Origin of the sequence: Rhodococcus jostii NBRC 16295 (assembly GCF_001894825.1) — a bacterium.
GTDB classification, from domain to species: domain Bacteria; phylum Actinomycetota; class Actinomycetes; order Mycobacteriales; family Mycobacteriaceae; genus Rhodococcus_F; species Rhodococcus_F jostii.
In genome coordinates, this window is sequence record NZ_BCWY01000139.1 from 1 (window position 1) to 17263 (window position 17263).

The following is a 17263-nucleotide window of genomic DNA, read 5'->3' on the forward strand; positions in this document are numbered from 1 at the left end:
TCCCCGGACCGCGGGGTGCGCGCCGGGACGGCGCCACCGAACCAGCCCGCGAACGCCGAGTCGTACCGCGGGATGTCGTCGGGATCACGGCAGAGGGTCGCGCGACCCGCCCAGTACACCTGGCCGGGATCGCCCACATCGACCTGCCGCAGTGCCCGCGCGTATCCCGCGACGGCGTCCGACGCGACCGGCAGTCCCGCCGCCGCGAGGGCGTGCGCGAACCCGGCGACCCCCACCAGTGGGTCGCCGGCATCCGGGGTCGTGGACAGGGACGTCACCCCGCCAGGAGCCGGTCCAGTCCGGCGCGGGCCACCCGTTCGAGGTCCTCCCGGTACTTGAGGACCGCGCCGAGTGTCGCCGCGGCGGTCTCCGCGTCCAGCACGTCCCGATCGAGTTCGCGCAGTGCGCGCGCCCAGTCCAGCGCCTCGGCCACACCCGGCGGCTTGAGCAGGTCCATCTCGCGCAGGGAGTGGACGGCTCGGGCGACCTGCCCGGCGAGGTCGGGTCCGATGCCGGGGATGCGGCGGCGGAGGATCGCGACCTCCCGCGTCAGGTCGGGGTGCTCGAGCCAGTGGTAGAGGCAGCGGCGTTTGAGGGCGTCGTGCACCTCCCGGGTGCGGTTGGAGGTGAGCACCACCAGCGGCGGTGTCGAGGCCCGCACCTCGCCGAGTTCGGGGATGGTGACGGCGTTCTCGTCGAGTACCTGCAGCAGGAAGGCCTCGAACTCGTCGTCGGCGCGGTCGATCTCGTCGACGAGCAGCACACACGGCGCTTCGGTGAGCGCCCGCAGCAGGGGGCGTGCCAGCAGGAACCGCTCGGTGTACAGCGAGCGTTCGACGGTGTCGGCCTCCAGCCCGCCGTCGCTCGCGGCCTCCAGCGTCCGCAGGTGCAGCAGCTGTCGGGGGAAGTCCCAGTCGTAGAGTGCCTGCGCGGCGTCGATCCCCTCGTGACACTGCAGGCGGATCAGCGGCAGATCGAACGCCTCCGCCAATGCGGCCGCGAGCGACGTCTTGCCGGTGCCGGGTTCGCCCTCGCAGAACAGCGGCCGTCCCATACGTATGGCCAGGAACGCGGCCATCGCGACGCCGTCGTCGGCGAGGTAGCCGGTGGCGTCGAGTGCCTGCGCCAGTTCCGCGGGCGAGCCGACCGTCAGCGTGGAATCACTCACGCCGCGAGCCTAGCCTCGATCTTTCGTGCGTCCAGTTGAACAGGAGGTCTTTATAGGTCGTTTTGTTCGTAAGCTCGTCGTCGCTTGCCGGTGCAAGTCCGGTCCGGGTAGCTGCCAGGTGGCCCGGTAGCAGGCTGGCGGCTTCATCTGGAAACGGATGTGGTCGAAGCCCAGCGTCAGAAGCCCTGCAAGGGGGAGCGAAGATGCGGTCCGCAGCATGAAGCGAAGTCTGCGGCGTCGTTAGAGGTCTCTGCCCGTGAGGGTGGGGGTGAAGAGAGTGCCGAGCCGCCGAAATCACGGTGAAGGCCTATGGAAGGCACCGAAGACCTGGATGTGCAGGTGCCGACGAACTCTCCGGCGTAGGGGACGTGGAACGTATCGACAGTGACGACGGGAACTGGAGAGACCCTCCCCAGCCCGATCATCTGCGAGGTGTTCATGGTGGCGACATCGTGGACACGGTGATCGGAAGCGGTGACGCTCTATAACCAGTGATCCTGGGAAATGAGTCGTCTGCTGGAAGGGAGTCGGAGGCGGCCATAGTACTGATCGAGCCTGCAGGACAACACAACCTGAGGTGAGGGAAGGGCCGCTACGTGTGTCGATGTGTGATGATGTGAAGGAGGTGCCCGGTGAGTGCCATGAAGGTGGCTAGTCCCGCCGCGAGCGGATCTGTTCCGCTCGATTCGGTGCGTGCCTTACAGCACACGCTCTACCGGACAGCCAAGGCAGATTCCGGTAGACGGTTTCACACGCTGGGGGACAAAATCGTGCGCAGCGATGTCCTCATGCGTGCGTGGTTTCAGGTGCACAGCAATCAGGGTGCATCCGGTATCGACCGCATCACTGTGGACCAGGTCAAGGAGTACGGGGTGACCCGTCTCCTCGATGAGCTGGCCACCGAACTGCGAGAGGGACGATATCGTCCGTTGCCGGCACGTCGGGTGCTGATCCCGAAGCCCGGAACCGGAGAACAGCGTCCCCTGTCCATCCCCGCAGTTCGTGACCGTATCGTGCAAGCCGCGACCAAGATCGTGCTCGAGCCGATCTTCGAGGCAGACATGCACGACTGCTCGTTCGGGTTCCGCCCCAAGAGGTCGGCGCACGACGGATTGCAGGTCCTCGTCGATGAAGCATGGCGGGGACGACGGTGGGTGGTGGAGACGGACATCGCCGAATGTTTCGAGGCGATTCCGCATGACCGGTTGATGAAGGCGATCGAGGAACGAGTCTGCGACCAGTCCGTCCTGAGGCTGCTGCGCGCAATGCTTCGTTCGGGAGTGATGAGCGACGGAGTGGTTCGCAGGGCGGTTACTGGAACGCCGCAAGGAGGGGTCCTGTCTCCGATGTTGGCGAATGTTTATCTGCACCAGATCGATCGGGTGTGGGATGTCCGCGAGCACGGGGTATTGGTCCGCTACGCCGACGACGTTGTGGTGATGTGCCGGACTCGGCGGCAGGCCGAGGATGCGCTTACGCATCTTCGTATCCTGTTGGCGGAGTTGGGTCTGACACCGAAGGCGAGCAAAACCAGAATTGTGCACCTCAGCGAGGACGGTGAAGGCCTCGATTTTCTGGGGTTTCACCATCGCTGGGTGCGCAGTCAGGGCCGCAGTGGTGCGAAGGGAATCGGGTTCCTCGCTCGGTGGCCATCGGACAAGGCGATGACACATGCTCGGGACGTGATCCGTGAGTTGACGGTTCGGTCTCGGCTACGGTTGAGTGTGAACACAATCGTGGGAGCCGTGAATCGGTTCCTGCGTGGGTGGACGGGGTATTTCAGATATGGGAACTCGTCTGTGAGGTTCGCGAAGATCAGGGATTACGCGTTGATGCGGTTGGCAGGTGTTATAGCCAAGCGGCACAAGCGAAGTCGTGCGTACGGTCGGTCGGTGGTGTACTACCAATCCGACGACCAACTCGGCCTGATCAGTCTTGAGGGAACCGTCTATGCCCCCAGGCCTTTCCGGGCGTGGCGGAGGAAGCCGAATGTTGGCGGTGAACGACCTCGGTGAGCCGTGTGCGGGAGAACCGCACGCACGGTTCGACGGGCGGGGACTGGAAACGGAGCGCTTTGGCCAGGGACACGAAGAAGAACAGTCGAAGGGGAAACCGTTCGGCTCATCGCGGCTTCGTGACCTACCGTCAGAATCTGCCACCGCGCCAGCCCCCGACCCTACCTGAGTCCCCTGGGTCGGCCTGAGCGGTTTCGGATTGGTGGTCGCTGTCGCTGATCCGGTGTCGGGCAGCGATGAGCTGCCCGACACGGTCGGGTGGCGTCGGGGTCCACGGCCCCGGAAGACATTTCCCTTTCGTCTCGGATGATCGGGTTGATGCTGGTCAGATCGGTGCGGGTAGCGCGCTGAGGTGGTCGAGGCCTCGGGTGAGCAGGCGGACCCAGGGTGCTCGGGCGGCGAGTTTGAGGTGGGTGCGGCGGGCATGGTGGGTGATCCGCCCGGCGATCGACCACAGGCGCAGGCGCAGCCGTTTCGGCTCCCACTTCCGGGCGGGGTGCTCGTGCAGGGCGAGCATCTGGGTCCACGCGACGAGTTCGCAGGCGAGTTGCACGATGGCGAGCCAGACCCGGTTCTGGTCGAATCCGTGCAGCGGAAGATTCTCCAGGCCGGTGGCTTTCGCGTTCCGGATGCGGTCCTCGCACCGGGCGCGGCGGCGGTGGCGTAGTTCGAGGTCGGGGAGCCCGCCGTGGCGGGTGTTGGCGGGTGAACGCGGTCAACCGCAGCCCGTCGTGGTCGGTGAACCGCAGCTGCGCGCCAGGGTGAGGGCGTTCCTTGCGCACGACAAGCCGCATCCCGGCCGGCCATGACGACAGGTCGACCAGATCGGTGAGTTCGGCAACCCAAGCGCCGTCGCGGACCTGCCCGTCGGCGTCGTAGGCGGGTGTCCATCCGTCCTGCGGGATCGAGGAGATCTCGGTGACCATGGCGTCGGTCAGCCCAAACCCGATCGAGTACGACAGCCGTCGCTTGGTCAGATACTCGAGGAACGCGTGGCTGCCGCCGGCACCATCGGTGCGGATCAGGATCGTGCGGCCGACCCGATATCCCGGATCGCACGGCAACTGCGCCAACGCCTTCTTGACGACGGTGATGTGGTCGGCGGCGGTGTTCGAGCCGGCGTTGCCGGCTCGCAGCAGCATCGCCACCGGTTCCCCGGTGCCCTCGCCACCGTGGTCGACGAACGCGCACAACGGGTGGAATCCGAAGCCGCGTTTGAAGGTCGGTGCCGCGTGTTCCTTCTCCGAATGCGCTGTGACGAGGGTGGCGTCCAGGTCGATGATCAGCGGGTGGTATTCGTCGATGTCGTCGTCGGGTGCCCGGTCCCCGGCCGCGGACCACGCGGCCGTGCGGACTGCGGCACGGGCCGTGTCGATCGCCGACAGGGCCATATCGGCGTCGGCGGCGAGGGTGGCGATCAAGCGGGACACCGTCGGATCGGAGGCGACCGGACCGAACACCTCCGGATGCGCCCGCAACTGGGCGATGTCGGCGAGGCAGTCACCGCCGAGCGCCAAGGCCACCGCCAGATCGAGCACGATCTTGCCGGGATCGTGGCGCGACAACGGCTTTCGCCAGGGAGACAGGGCCACCGACAGGGCATCGGTCAGCCCCGTCTTCTCGGCAGTGCGCAACAACAGAACCGAGCCGGCATGCGACACGACCCCGGTTCCGGTGGCCGATGCGGACAGACGTGGGTACGGGGACGTAGACTTGCCCACCTGAATGGTGCTCCTCGAACTCGGATGACTCGGACCTTAGACAAGTCGAATCATCCCAGGTCAGGGCACCATTCTTCGTTAGCGACACCCGTCAGGTAACGAGTTCGCATGAAAGCGGCAGGCTAGGTGAGTGCCCCCGCCCGGGTACGCGACTCGGGTCAACCGCCCGGCTCCACCCTGCCGCGGTCCTCGATCAGCCGCCGGAACATCGCGGTGGTGCCCACCCGCAGAGCCACTCGTTCGACGAGTCCCGGCGCCAGCTGCGCCAGTGCGAGCAGCGGGCGGATCGGTGCTCCGCTCTCGACGACCTCGGGCCGGTCCCGCCGGATCGCCCGGATCACGGTGGCGGCGACCTTCTCCGTGCTGGTCTCGCCCGTGATCCGGTTGGACCTGATTCCACGCTCCGTCATCCGCTGGTACATGCCGTCGCCCGTGATGAATCCGGGGCACACGACGGAGAAGCCGACCGGCGAGCCCGCGTATTCCGCGCGAAGCGACTCGGTGAGACCGATCAGGCCGGCCTTCGTCGCGGCGTACGGCGCGCAGTACGCCGGTCCGATCTTTCCGGCCAGCGACGAGATGAACACCACGTGGCCGCGACCGCGGTCGAGCATCCCGGGCACCACCCGGCGTGTGAGAAGCAGTGGGGCGGTGAGATTTACCTCGACCATGGCGGTGAGCTCGGCGGGGTCGAGCCGGGTGAAGGCCGAGACGTTCTCCACCCCGGCGTTGTTCACGAGCAGGTCGAGGGGGCCGACCGCAGCCTCGGCGCGGGTGATCAGCGACTCGACCTGACCGGGGTCGGTCAGATCACCGGGCACGGCCTCGGCGCGCACACCGAGCGCGCGCAGTTCCCCCACGACGTCCGCGAGCCGGTCGACCCGCCGACCGGACGCCGCGACGTCGACGCCTTCGTGCGCGAGAGCGAGGGCGAGGACCCGCCCGAGGCCGCCGGAGGCGCCCGTCACCAGAGCCACGCGCCCCTGCAGCCGTTTCATGACTTCGAGCTTTCGCGCTCCTCGCGGGGGAGTCAACAGCCACCCGACCTGCCACCTTCTGCCGCTGTGACGCCGCGCATACGGCACGATGGACCGGTGGTTCACGTCATCGACATAACGGATCCGGCCGACAGCAGGCTGGACGACTTCCGCGATCTCAATTCCTCGGACCGGCGTCCCGACCTCCCCGAGGGGAAGGGCCTGGTCATCGCGGAGGGCGTGCTGGTGGCGCAGCGTCTGCTGGCGTCCCGGTTCGATCCGATCGCGCTGCTCGGTGTCGATCGGCGGCTGGAGGAACTTGCGGACGACGTCGCCGACGTGGACGTGCCGTTCTACCGGACGACGGCCGACGTCATGGCCGAGGTCGTCGGGTTCCACCTCAACCGGGGTGTGCTCGCGGCGGCGCGGCGTCCCGAGCCGCTCGAACTGGCGGACGTACTGGAGCACTCGCGGACGGTCGCGGTGCTCGAGGGCGTCAACGATCACGAGAACCTGGGCTCGATGTTCCGCAACGCCGCGGGGCTCGGCGTCGACGCCGTGGTGTTCGGCAAGGGATGCGCCGACCCGCTGTACCGCCGAGCGGTCCGGGTGTCGATGGGGCACGTTCTCCGGGTGCCGTTCGCACACGTGACGAAGTGGCCCCACGATCTGGACGCGTTGCGGGAGCGTGGTTTCCAGCTCATCTCGCTGACCCCGAACCCCGAGGCGGTGACGCTGGCCGAGGCGATGACGGGGGAGAAGGTGGCGTTGCTGCTGGGCGCCGAGGGTCCCGGTCTCACCGAACATGCCATGCGGGCCACGGATATTCGTGCCCGCATCCCGATGGCGCCCGGAACGGATTCGCTCAACGTCGCGACGGCGGCGGCGATGGCGTTCTACGAGCGCGTCCGCACGGGCCGGTGAGAATGCTGCCCCCTCACGCCTCGCATCCGCCGCCGGCGGCGACGCCGTGGTTCACCGGACTGCTCGTCGCGGGGTTCGCCGCAGCGGTGGTGGCCGTCGCGGTCATCGCCTTCGGTTCGCAGCTCGCCCGGATCAACGCCGTGCTCGCGGTGTTCCTCGAACTCGTGGTGGTGGCCGGGGTGGCGCCGTCGGCGTGGCGACTCCGCCGGACACCCGTGTGGCGGTGGCTGGTGTACGGTGCCGCGGCCGGGGTGCTCGCCGGTTGGATCGCGCTGCTCGTCGGCGCCGCCGCCTAGCCCCGGACCGCCCTACTCAGAAACCGAAATAGCGGCGGAGCAGTCCGCCCTTGCGGGCCGCCGGTGGCGGAGCGGGCCGAGGCGCCGGGGCAGGGATGGGGGTGGGGGCGGGTTGTTCCGCTTCGGCGGCGTCCTCGACCTCGGGACCCTCGCCGGGCGGGTGAACGGTGAAGCCGAGCACGGTGAGCGTCTTCGGACCGATCTCGCCGCTCTCCGGCGCGCCGGTGTACCGGAAGCCCAGCCATTCGAGGTTGGCGCCCTCGGCGAACTGCTGCGGGTGGAACGGCAACGACTGCGGGTCGGGCAGGACTCCCGCCGGGTACCGCAGCGGAAAGTCGCCGGCCCAGAACGGCCTCTCCCACACCAGGGGAATGCCGAGGTCCTCGTGGATGTGGACCGGTGTCGCGCTGAACGACCGCGTCAGGTGCCCGTCCTCCCACATCGCGAAGGAACCCCACGCGATGTCGGGTTTGGACGCCACGTAGTACGTCTTCGCGAATTCGGTGGGCCGGATGCGTGTTTCGGGCAGGCTCGACGGCCGGGGAACGGCCAGATCGGGGCCGCACACGACGGTCACACCGGGGTAGGACCCGATGTGAACGGTCCCGGCGACGTCGAGTGCCACGGCCTCGGCCAGCGGAACCGGGCCCGTGGGGGTGACCACCAGGTCGGGATTGAGGTGGGAGGCGAGTTTGTGCGCGGCGCCGAGGTCAGGCTCGGGGTGGCCGCGCAGAACGGCCGCGGGGTCGGGGACGTCGACGTACCAGATCGTTGATACCTTGGCCCCCACGGTCATCCCTCTCTTCCGGTGTCTTCCTGAAAGAGTACGACCCCGACCGTGTTTCCGGCCTGCTCACCGCGCAGACGGTCAGCGTCCGCTGCTGCGGACACCGAGCAGGACGTCGTCCCACGACGGGAGGGCGGGTTTGCCGCGCTTGTCCTTGTTGTTCGTCTGGTGCGGAGCGATCTTGGGGGCGGCGGGCTCGGGCTCCTCCGACGGCGCGGGCGCGTCCTCGGGCTCCTCGGTGACGTCGGCCTCGATGATCTCCTCGGGCTCGATCGACGGCACCTCCACCTCGGTGGGGAACTCGGCGAGTTCGAGTTGCTCCGGCTCGTCGGACGCCACCGGCGCCAAACCGCGCAGCGGGCGGCCGAAGTCGGGATCGATCAGGTCGAACGCGGTGTCGTCGAGCGCGACGATGGTGCCACCGTGCGCGTCCGGCTGATACCGCCAGTGCGCCGCGTTGGTGGTCCGCCCGGCCTGCCACTGCAGCTGGGCGACCCAGTGATTGTCCTCGTCGCGCCACGCGTCCCATGCGGCGTCGTCGATGTTGTGTCCCCGCGCGCGGAACGCCTGCGTGACGATCTCGGCGAGAGTGGGAACGGCGGGGCCGTTGTCGCGGACCGGGTGTCCACCCTGCGCCATCTCGGCCGCACGGGAACGTTCGAGCAGAACCGGATAGGCGAAACGCTCCACCTTCGCCAGGGGGATACCGGCCTCGTCGGCCACCTGTTCGACGGAGGCGCCGGCACGGATGCGGGCCTGGATTTCGCGGGGCCTGAGCTGACTGTCCATTTCGATCTCAATCTGGCCGAGTCGAGCGATGTCCCCGCGGGATGCGGCGCGGAGTTTGTCATCGGCGGGAAGCCGGAATTTTTCGCCGGTACTGGCATCTGCGCACACGACGTGCGATCCATCGGGCTCGAGACCGATCACTCGAAGCTCTCGCACGTTTGACCTCCTTATCGCGCCGGCTCGCGACTTTGCACCTGGGCAACTGTAATTCATTCGTGACAGCCCGCGCGGCAGGACACGCGCGGGTAAATCCCGTCCGGAAGTCGCGGCCGCGCTACGCTTCGTCGTTTCGCGACCGGTCCTTCTTCCGGCGTGTGCGCTGCCTCGTCCGGGTGGCCTCGACCGGGTCGATCGCCGGTGCCGACCAGTGTTCGGCCAGCTCGAGGCTGGGTTCGCGACCCGACACGACGTGCCGGTAGGCGACCTCGGCGGCACGGTCGGCGTCGCCCGCCGCGATGGCGTCGTACAACTCGGCGTGCTCGTCGCACTGCTGGCCGGGATCGCGTTCCTTGGTGAGGTGGAACAACCACTGCACCCGCGTCGCGAGAGGTTGCAGCATCGACTGCAGCAGCGGATTGCCCGACATGTCCACGATGACGGCGTGGAACGTGGCGTTCGCGGCGGCGATCGCGGGTTTGTCGTCGCGGGCGGTGGCGGCGCGCGCCGCGGCGAGTTGGTCGCGGAGGGCCGCGAGGTGGTTCCCGTCCGCCCGCTGGGCGGCGAGGCGGGCGGCGAGCATCTCGAGGCTTTCGCGGACGTCGAAGAGGTCGCGGACCTCGTCCACGCCGAACGGGGCGACGATCGCTCCGCGCCGCGGGACGATCACGACGAGCCCGTCGGTCTGGAGCAACTGCAGGGCCTCGCGCAAGGGAATGCGGGAGACCTGCAGTTCCGCGGCGAGGTCGCGTTCGATCAGGCGCTGGCCCGGTGCGAGTTGCAGGTTGACGATGCGCCGGCGGAGTTCTTCGTACGCGGTCTCGCGCAGTGACTTCGGAGCCGACACGTCGGTTGCGCCGTTCACCCGGTCTCCTATCCTCGTGGTGGCCACGTCAGCCACCGTAGAGCGCGCTCGCGCGCCGCCTTCGGGTGGACGTGGGTCCTTACTTCTGTGTAACACGGCGGAAATGACGTGCCTCCAAGATTCAAATAACGGTATACCGCTAACTGTGGCGGTTCCTGAGTCAAGGAGTCCAGCGCGTGAACACGACCTTCTCCGCCAGAACCCTCGTCCCCGCGCTGTGCGCGGCCGCGACTCTCGCGGCCACCCTTACTGCCTGCGGGTCCTCGGAAGCCGACACCGCCTTCGGGGTGTTCTTTCCCGGCTCCGTCTCCGACACGGGCTTCATGGAATCCGGATACCTCGGTTACCAGCGCCTCGAGGAAACCCTCGGCGACCGCGTGGAACTGAGCTACGTCGAACAGGTCGCCGCCGCCGACTACCAGCAGGCCCTGGTGCGGTTCGCGACCACCAACGACCTCGTCGTCTCGCTCGGCGGACAGACGGACGCCGACGTCCGCAAGGTGGCACCCCAGTTCCCCGACGTGACGTTCGTCGAGATCGGCGGCCCCGCCGACGCGACGCCGCTACCGAACCTCGCCTACTACGACCCGCAGCAGGCGGAGGCCGAGTTCCTCAGCGGCGCCGTCGCCGCGACCGCGTCGAAGACACCGTCCGTCTCGTTCGTCGGCGGAGTCGAACTGCCGGCCATCGTCAATGCCGCGAAGGCTTTCGGCAACGGCGCCGAGTTCGCCCGGCCCGGCACCCGGGTCCTCACCCCGCAGTACCTGGGCGACTTCAACGACCCGGCAAAGGCGAAGCAGGCCGCGCTGGCCAACTACGGTGCGGGCGCGGGCACGGTGGGGCAGATCGTGAACCTCGGAAAGTCCGGTCTGGAACAGGCCGCCGCGCAGTCGGGCGCACTGATGGTGGGCGGGCCGATCCCCGGAGACTGCTCCAACCCCGCCTACGTCGGATACGTGCACACCGACATCGGCAAGGAAGTGGAATACGCAGTCCAATCAACCCTGGACGGAACGTGGAAGGCCGAGAACGTGGCGTTCGGCCTCACTTCGCCGAACGGCGGCACCGACTTCCTGCTGTGCAGCGGCGACCCCGCCGTCGCCGACGCACTCGACAAGGCGAAGACCGGTCTGGCCACCGGCGCCGTCGAGCCTTACTGAGGACGGCCGACATGAGCGCACCAGCACTGCAACTCACGGGAATCGGGAAGAGCTTCGGCGACGTCCGGGCCCTCAGCGACGTCGACCTCTCCGTGCAACCCGGAACCGTGCACTGCATCCTCGGGGAGAACGGGGCCGGGAAGTCGACACTCTGCAACTTGGTCTACGGCGGTCTGCGACCGGACACCGGAACGATGACCCTCACCGGTCGCGCGTACTTCCCGGGCTCGCCCGCCGCCGCAATGGCGGACGGGGTGGCCATGGTGCATCAGCACTTCAGTCTCATCGGCACGATGACCGTCGCCGAGAACCTGCTGCTCACCGGACGGGGACTGCGACTACGCCGGGCGGAATTGCGGACCCGGCTCGACCGGCTGGCCGACGACTACCACCTGCGGATCGATCCGGACGCGGTGGTCTCCGCCATGCCGATCGGTGCGCGGCAGAAGGTCGAGATCGTGAAGGCCCTGCTCACCGACCCTTCACTGATCCTGCTGGACGAGCCGACCGGGGTGCTCGACCCCGGCGAGATCGACGCCCTCATCAAGACGTGCCAGGCGGTCGCGGCGGCGGGTAAGGCGGTCGTCCTCGTCACCCACAAACTCGGTGAGGTGGCCCGCGTCGCGGACGCGGCGACCGTGCTGCGCGGCGGCGAGGTAGCCGGCGGCGGCCGCATGTCGGAGCTGACGATTCCCCAGCTGACGACGGCGATGATCGGACGGCCGGTGTCGGACCTGAACCCGGTTCTCGCTGCGGGTGTCGGCGCCGAGAGCGACGGCGGCACGGTTCCCGAGCGGCGGGTAACCGGCCCGGTCGTCCTCGGACTCGACGGCGTCCGCGCCACCCGGGCGGACGGCAGTTTCGCCCTGTCCGGCGTGGGGTTCGAGGTGCGGGCCGGTGAGATCGTCGGGATCGCGGGCGTCGAGGGGAACGGTCAGAGCGAACTGGTCGCCGTGCTCTCCGGGGCGACCCGCCCCGACGCCGGCACGGTCACGCTCGGCGACGCCGACATCACCTCTGCCTCCCCGGCCGAACGCACCCGGCTCGGTCTGGGCGTGGTGCCGGAGGACCGCCACCGGGAGGCGATGGTGGAGGAACTGTCCCTGTCGGAGAACCTCTTCCTCGGCCGCCTGCGTCGTTTCCGCAGGATGGGCCTGCTCGATCGTCGCCGAATGGACGCCGCGGCCCGGGAGCTGATCGAGCAGTTCTCGGTGCGGACACCCGGACCGGAAACGGCCATGGGTTCGCTGTCGGGTGGCAACCAGCAGAAGGTCGTGCTCGCCCGCGAACTGTCGACGGAGAATCTGCAGTGCCTGGTCGCGGCGCAACCCACCCGCGGACTCGACATCGGGGCGGTCGAATTCGTCCTGAACCAACTCCGCAGCTGTGCGTCCTCGGGAAACGGAGTCCTCGTCGTGTCCAGCGAGATCCCCGAACTTCTCGCGCTCTGCGACCGCATCTTCGTCAGTTACCGAGGGGCCCTGCTCGGGCCCGTCGACACGGCGGCGGCGACGGCGGGACAGCGCATCGGTGAACTGATGACGGGAACGGCGGCATGAATCGACTACGAACCTGGTCACATCACCCGCTTCCGGTGGCGGTCGCCGCGATCGCGGTCGCGGGGCTGGTCGGTCTGATCCTCGCCGCCACCGCGGGCGCCACCGTGACCGAGACCGTGACGGCGCTGTCCGAAGGGATGTTCGGCAACAGCTACGCGATCGGCGTCTCGCTCAACACTGCCGCGGTGCTGGCTCTCGTCGCGGCGGGATTCACCGTCGCCCATCGGGCCGGACTGGTGAACGTCGGTGGCGAGGGCCAGCTGTGCGTCGGGGGCATCGCCGCGACCGCGGTCGGCACCACACTCGGGGAGGGCACCCCAGCACCGATCGCCGTCACCGCGGTCCTCCTCGCGGCGGCCGGTGCGGGGTGGCTGTGGGCCGCGATCGCCGCGTACCTGCGGGTCCGCCGGGGCACCAGCGAGATCATCACGACGTTGCTGCTGAACTTCGTCGGCCTCGCGCTGGTGCTGCTGATGGTGCACGAGCCCAGCCTCCTTCGCCAGCCCGTCACGTCGTCGGAGACCCTGCCGCAGTCCTCGTCGCTGGTGGAGACCGCGCACCTGCCGCTGCTGGGGATCGAGCGTTCGCCCGGAACGATCGCACTGTGGATCGCGGTGGTCGCGGTGCTGATCGTCGGCCTGATCCTGCGCCGGACGGCGATCGGCGTGCGCCTGCGCTCCGTCGGCCTGAACGCGGACGCGTCGGCGCGGCTGGGACTGCCGGTCGGGCGGCTGCGGTTCCTCAGCCTGTCCTGTGCGGGCGCGTTCTCCGGACTCGCGGGCGGGATCCTCGTCGCGACGGCTCCGTTCGTGCTCGTCGAAGGCTTCTCCTCCGGCTACGGCTTCTCCGGACTGGTCGTCGGACTCCTGGCGCGCGGTTCCATGCTCGCCGTCGGCGCGGTGTCCCTGCTCCTCGGATTCCTGGTGTCGGGCGGTATCAATCTCCAACTCGCCGCCGGTGTTCCGGCGTCGACCGTCTCGATCATGGAATCGCTGATGATCATCCTGATCGCGGGGGCGGTGCTGTGGACCGCGACCGGCCGGAGATCGAGATCGGCGGCCACCAAGACGGCGAAGACCCACGACGTCCCCGACCTGGCTGGAGCGAAGCAATGATGAACACGGTGTCGGACATCGCCGTCAGCGGCGTCGGATTCGCACTCCCGATCCTGGTGGCCGCGAGCGGGGAACTGGTGAGCGAGCGGGCGGGGGTGCTCAACCTCAGCCTCGAGGGCATGATGCTGACCGGGGCGTTCGCCAGTGTCCTCGGCGCCGTCACCACCGGATCCTCGGTGGGCGGGCTCGCGGCCGGACTGGCGGCCGGGTTGCTGTTCGGAGTGCTGCAGGCACTGCTCAGCGTCACACTGCGCGCCGACCAGATCGTGGTGGGTATCGCGAGCAACGCCCTCGCCCTCGGCGCCACCACGTACGGCGCCCGACTGCTGCTCGCCGACGGCAAGGGGCAGAACGCCCCGGGATTCGCCGTCCTCGAGATCCCGCTGCTGCACCGGATCCCGATCCTCGGACCGGCTCTCTTCTCGCAGACGGCACTCGGCTACTTCTGCTTCGCGGTGGTCGGACTGCTGGCCGTCACCCTGTCGCGCCGGACCCGCGCCGGTCTCGTCGTCGACGCGGTCGGTCGGCCGACTGGAGTGGTCTGCCCGTGCGGAAGGTCCGCTACCTCTGCGTGCTCGTCGCGGGGCTGACTGCGGGACTGGCCGGGGCGCAACTCGCGCTGTCGGAGGTGCAGTCGTTCAGCGACAACATGACCGCCGGAATCGGGTACCTGGCCGTCGTCGCCGTGATCGCCGGCAGGTGGCGCGCGCTCGGCGTGATCTGGGCGTCCGTGTTCTTCGGGATCGCGCAGGCCCTCCAGTTCGCGCTGCCGGCGCTCGGTGTCAGCGTCCCGTTCGCACTGCTCGTCATGCTGCCCTACGTGATCGCGATCGTCGCGGTCAGTGGATTCATCCGCAACAGCCGCTCACCCGCCAACCTGACCGTCGCGTTCGCGCGCACGTCCTGATCGAACTCCCAGCGAGGAAACTCTTGTGACACTGATTCTTTCCCACTCCGACGTGGCCGGCCTCATCGACCGCGCCGAGGTGTTCGCCGCGGTGGAACGGGCGCACGCCGACCTGGCGGCGGGGACGGCGTCCGCACCCGCCCCACCCGCCATGACCCTGCAGTCGGCCGCCTTCATCCCGATGGTCGCGGCGGCGCAGTCGGCCGGCGCCGCTGCGGTGAAGATGCTCGTCGACCTTCCCGGCAACGCCGCCCGGGGGCTGCCCGTGCAACGGTCCGCCGTGCTCGTGACCTCCGCGGACACCGGCGAATGCGAGGCCCTGCTCGACGGCCGCCTGATCACCGCCGTGCGCACCGCCGCCGCGAGCGCCGTCGCCACGAAACACCTCGCCCGCCGGAACAGCCGGGTGCTGGGATTGGTGGGCGCCGGGACCCTCGCCGTCGAACACGTCCGGGCGATCACGAGGGTGTCGGACGTCGACACGGTGCTGGTGTGGTCGCGCTCGGACGCGACGGTCGACGAATTCCGCAGCCGTACAAAAGGTCTCGGAATCTCCGTCAAGCCGATGGACACCCCCGAGGCGGTCACTCGGTCTTCCGACGTCCTCTGCACCCTCACCCCGTCGCGGGACCCGATCGTGCGGGGCGCCTGGTTCGGCGAGGGCCTGCACGTCAACGCGGTGGGTGCGCCCCCGCGCGCGGACCACCGGGAGATCGACGGCGACGGGATGCGGCGTGCCCGCGTGGTCGTCGACTCGGTGGCCACCACCATGACCAAGTCGGGGGAGACGCTGCTGGCGCTCGCGGAGGGGGCGATCACCGCCGACCACGTCACCGTGGAGTTGGGTGCCGTCGTGGCCGGCCACACGACAGCGCGTACCTCGGATCGCGACATCACGCTGTACAACTCCGTCGGGATCGGCCTCCAGGACCTCGCCGCGGCGCGCATACTGATCGACAGAGCCCGGGAACGGGGCGTCGGAACAGAAGTGGATCTGAGTCGATGAGCCAGAGCGATGTCGACGACGTGGACCTCGGCCACTTGCGGCGGGCCATCGAACTCGCCGACGAGACGGGCGACGCGGGCAACAGACCGTTCGGTGCGGTGGCCGTCGGCGACGACGGCCACGTGATCAGCGAGGGCGCCAACTCCGTCGCGACCTCCGCCGACGTCACCGAGCACGCGGAACTCGACGCGATCACCACCGCCTGCGGTGAAGGGAGAACGGCCGATCTCGTCGGCGCGACGATGTACGCCAGTGGCGAGCCGTGCCCGATGTGCAGCGCGGCGATGGTGTGGGCCGGGATCACCCGGGTGGTGTATGCGGCCTCGTCCGCGGACTTCTCCCGGATCCTCGCCGACGGGCCACGGTTCACGCTCGGCTGCAGCGACGTGCTCGACTCCGCGAGCGTCGACATCGAGGTGAGCGGACCGCATCTCGGCGACGAGGCGCTCGCACCGTTCCACCGCTTCCTCGACACCGACTGACCCGGAACGCCGTCGGCCCCCGGCACCGAAGTGCCGGGGGCTGACGGACGTGGGTGCCGGAACTCAGCCGAGCTGCGAGACGACCCAGTCGATGCTCTTGGTGAGCTGCGAGACGTCCTCGGGATCGATGGCCGGGAACATGCCGACGCGCAGCTGGTTGCGGCCCAGCTTGCGGTACGGCTCCGTGTCGACGACGCCGTTGGCGCGCAGGATCTTCGCCACCTGGGCGGCGTCGACCTTGTCGTCGAAGTCGATGGTGCCGACCACCTGCGAGCGGTGGGCGGGATCGGTGACGAACGGGGTGGCGTACTCGCTCGCCTCGGCCCACTGGTACAGGCGCGAAGACGAATCCGCGGTGCGCGACGTGGCCCAGTCCAGGCCGCCTTGGCCGTTCAGCCACTCGATCTGGTTGGCGAGCAGCAGCAGCGTCGCGACCGCCGGGGTGTTGTACGTCTGGTCCTTGGAGCTGTTGTCGACGGCGATCGGCAACGACAGGAAGTCGGGGGTCCAGCGTCCCGAATCCTTGATCTCCGCGACGCGCTCGAGGGCCTTCGGGCTCATCAGCGCGATCCACAGTCCGCCGTCGGAGGCGAAGCACTTCTGCGGTGCGAAGTAGTACACGTCGGCGTCGGCGACGTTCACCGGCAGACCGCCGGCGCCGGAGGTGGCGTCGATGGCGATCAGTGCGTTCTCCGAGCCCGCGGGACGCGAGACGGGGATCGCGACACCGGTGGACGTCTCGTTGTGCGCCCAGCCGATGAGGTCGACGGACGGGTCCGAGACGGGCTCGGGAGCGCTACCCGGGTCGGCGGAGACGACGATCGGGTCGCCGATGAACGGATTGTTCTTCGCGACCGACGCGAACTTGGAACTGAACTCACCGTTGGTGAGGTGCAGCGACTTCTCCCGGATCAGGCCGAAGGCGGCGGCATCCCAGAACGCGGTGGTGCCACCGTTGCCGAGCACCACCTCGTAGCCCTCGGGCAGGGAGAACAGATCGGCGAGGCCGGACCGCACGCTGGCGACGACGTCCTTGACGGGCTTCTGGCGGTGGCTGGTGCCGAACACCGAGGAGCCCACCTCGACCAGCGACTGAAGCTGCTCGGGGCGAACCTTGGAGGGTCCGCAGCCGAAACGTCCGTCGGCGGGCAGGAGGTCTGCGGGGATGATCGGTGTGGAGGTCATCGCTACTTTCTGTTCCTTACTGATTCGGGCGTGAGAGACGGTCAGCTGGTGTGGGCGATCTGGTCCCAGCCCTCGACGGACTCGGGGTTGCGGGGCGCGGGTCCGGTGTAGATGGCGGCGGGGCGGACGAGCTTGCCGAGACGTTTCTGCT

At 68.7% G+C, this 17263-nt stretch carries 14 protein-coding genes and 4 pseudogenes; 9 read left to right on the forward strand and 9 right to left on the reverse strand.

Annotated elements, in window-relative coordinates:
* Both RJ1_RS42020 and RJ1_RS42025 read right to left on the reverse strand, forming a co-directional pair.
* Positions 1-278: pseudogene (locus RJ1_RS42020) on the reverse strand (vWA domain-containing protein); the annotation flags it as partial.
* A complete protein-coding gene (locus RJ1_RS42025) occupies positions 275-1168 on the reverse strand; it encodes an AAA family ATPase (protein WP_073370007.1) in 894 nt (297 codons plus the stop codon). The gene RJ1_RS42025 and the pseudogene RJ1_RS42020, both read right to left, overlap by 4 nt.
* 788 nt (positions 1169-1956) lie before the next feature.
* On the opposite strand from RJ1_RS42025, the gene ltrA reads away from it, so the two are divergent.
* A complete protein-coding gene (ltrA, locus tag RJ1_RS42030; protein WP_255284960.1) occupies positions 1957-3183 on the forward strand; it encodes a group II intron reverse transcriptase/maturase in 1227 nt (408 codons plus the stop codon).
* 325 nt (positions 3184-3508) lie between these two features.
* Here the strand turns inward: ltrA and RJ1_RS42035 are convergent.
* Positions 3509-4904 (reverse strand): annotated as a pseudogene (locus tag RJ1_RS42035) (IS1380 family transposase).
* Positions 4905-5062: 158 nt separating this feature from the next.
* On the reverse strand, positions 5063-5902 hold the full coding sequence (locus tag RJ1_RS42040; RefSeq protein ID WP_073370012.1) for an SDR family NAD(P)-dependent oxidoreductase: 840 nt from the start codon (positions 5900-5902) through the stop codon (positions 5063-5065).
* Positions 5903-5998: 96 nt separating this feature from the next.
* On the opposite strand from RJ1_RS42040, the gene RJ1_RS42045 reads away from it, so the two are divergent.
* Both RJ1_RS42045 and RJ1_RS42050 read left to right on the forward strand, forming a co-directional pair.
* Positions 5999-6805: a TrmH family RNA methyltransferase gene (locus RJ1_RS42045; protein WP_073370015.1), complete on the forward strand. Its 807-nt coding sequence runs from the start codon at positions 5999-6001 to the stop codon at positions 6803-6805.
* Between the two features lie 2 nt (positions 6806-6807).
* Positions 6808-7101 carry a DUF2537 domain-containing protein gene (locus tag RJ1_RS42050; protein WP_073370017.1) on the forward strand — a complete coding sequence of 98 codons (294 nt, stop codon included), beginning with the start codon at positions 6808-6810 and terminating at the stop codon, positions 7099-7101.
* A gap of 16 nt (positions 7102-7117) precedes the next feature.
* Here RJ1_RS42050 and RJ1_RS42055 read toward each other — a convergent pair whose 3' ends face one another.
* The 3 genes from RJ1_RS42055 to RJ1_RS42065 all read right to left on the reverse strand — a co-directional run bounded on the left by RJ1_RS42055 (position 7118) and on the right by RJ1_RS42065 (position 9698).
* Complete coding sequence (locus RJ1_RS42055) at positions 7118-7897, reverse strand: DUF6928 family protein (protein WP_083400502.1); 780 nt, start codon at positions 7895-7897, stop codon at positions 7118-7120.
* A 72-nt stretch (positions 7898-7969) separates the two neighbouring features.
* Positions 7970-8833, reverse strand: a complete 864-nt coding sequence (gene sepH, locus RJ1_RS42060; protein ID WP_073370020.1) for a septation protein SepH — start codon at positions 8831-8833, stop codon at positions 7970-7972.
* Positions 8834-8951: 118 nt separating this feature from the next.
* Positions 8952-9698, reverse strand: a complete 747-nt coding sequence (locus RJ1_RS42065) for a GntR family transcriptional regulator (RefSeq protein ID WP_073370023.1) — start codon at positions 9696-9698, stop codon at positions 8952-8954.
* Positions 9699-9874: 176 nt separating this feature from the next.
* Between RJ1_RS42065 and RJ1_RS42070 the strand changes: the two genes are divergently transcribed.
* The 6 genes and pseudogenes from RJ1_RS42070 to RJ1_RS42095 all read left to right on the forward strand — a co-directional run bounded on the left by RJ1_RS42070 (position 9875) and on the right by RJ1_RS42095 (position 15927).
* Complete coding sequence (locus RJ1_RS42070; RefSeq protein WP_073370026.1) at positions 9875-10858, forward strand: BMP family protein; 984 nt, start codon at positions 9875-9877, stop codon at positions 10856-10858.
* An 11-nt stretch (positions 10859-10869) separates the two neighbouring features.
* The gene (locus RJ1_RS42075; protein WP_073370029.1) at positions 10870-12417 is read left to right on the forward strand and encodes an ABC transporter ATP-binding protein; all 1548 of its coding nucleotides are present in this window, start codon (positions 10870-10872) and stop codon (positions 12415-12417) included.
* A complete protein-coding gene (locus RJ1_RS42080) occupies positions 12414-13532 on the forward strand; it encodes an ABC transporter permease (RefSeq protein ID WP_073370032.1) in 1119 nt (372 codons plus the stop codon). Before RJ1_RS42075 ends, RJ1_RS42080 begins: the two co-directional genes overlap by 4 nt.
* Positions 13529-14439: pseudogene (locus RJ1_RS42085) on the forward strand (ABC transporter permease). Before RJ1_RS42080 ends, RJ1_RS42085 begins: the two are co-directional and overlap by 4 nt.
* 25 nt (positions 14440-14464) lie before the next feature.
* A complete protein-coding gene (locus RJ1_RS42090) occupies positions 14465-15445 on the forward strand; it encodes an ornithine cyclodeaminase family protein (protein WP_073370036.1) in 981 nt (326 codons plus the stop codon).
* Complete coding sequence (locus RJ1_RS42095) at positions 15442-15927, forward strand: nucleoside deaminase (RefSeq protein WP_073370039.1); 486 nt, start codon at positions 15442-15444, stop codon at positions 15925-15927. The genes RJ1_RS42090 and RJ1_RS42095 overlap by 4 nt, the downstream gene beginning before the upstream one ends.
* A 63-nt stretch (positions 15928-15990) precedes the next feature.
* Here the strand turns inward: RJ1_RS42095 and serC are convergent, their stop codons facing one another.
* Both serC and RJ1_RS48500 read right to left on the reverse strand, forming a co-directional pair.
* A complete protein-coding gene (gene serC / locus RJ1_RS42100; RefSeq protein WP_073370042.1) occupies positions 15991-17112 on the reverse strand; it encodes a phosphoserine transaminase in 1122 nt (373 codons plus the stop codon).
* A gap of 41 nt (positions 17113-17153) precedes the next feature.
* Positions 17154-17263, reverse strand: a pseudogene (locus tag RJ1_RS48500) (citrate/2-methylcitrate synthase); the annotation flags it as partial.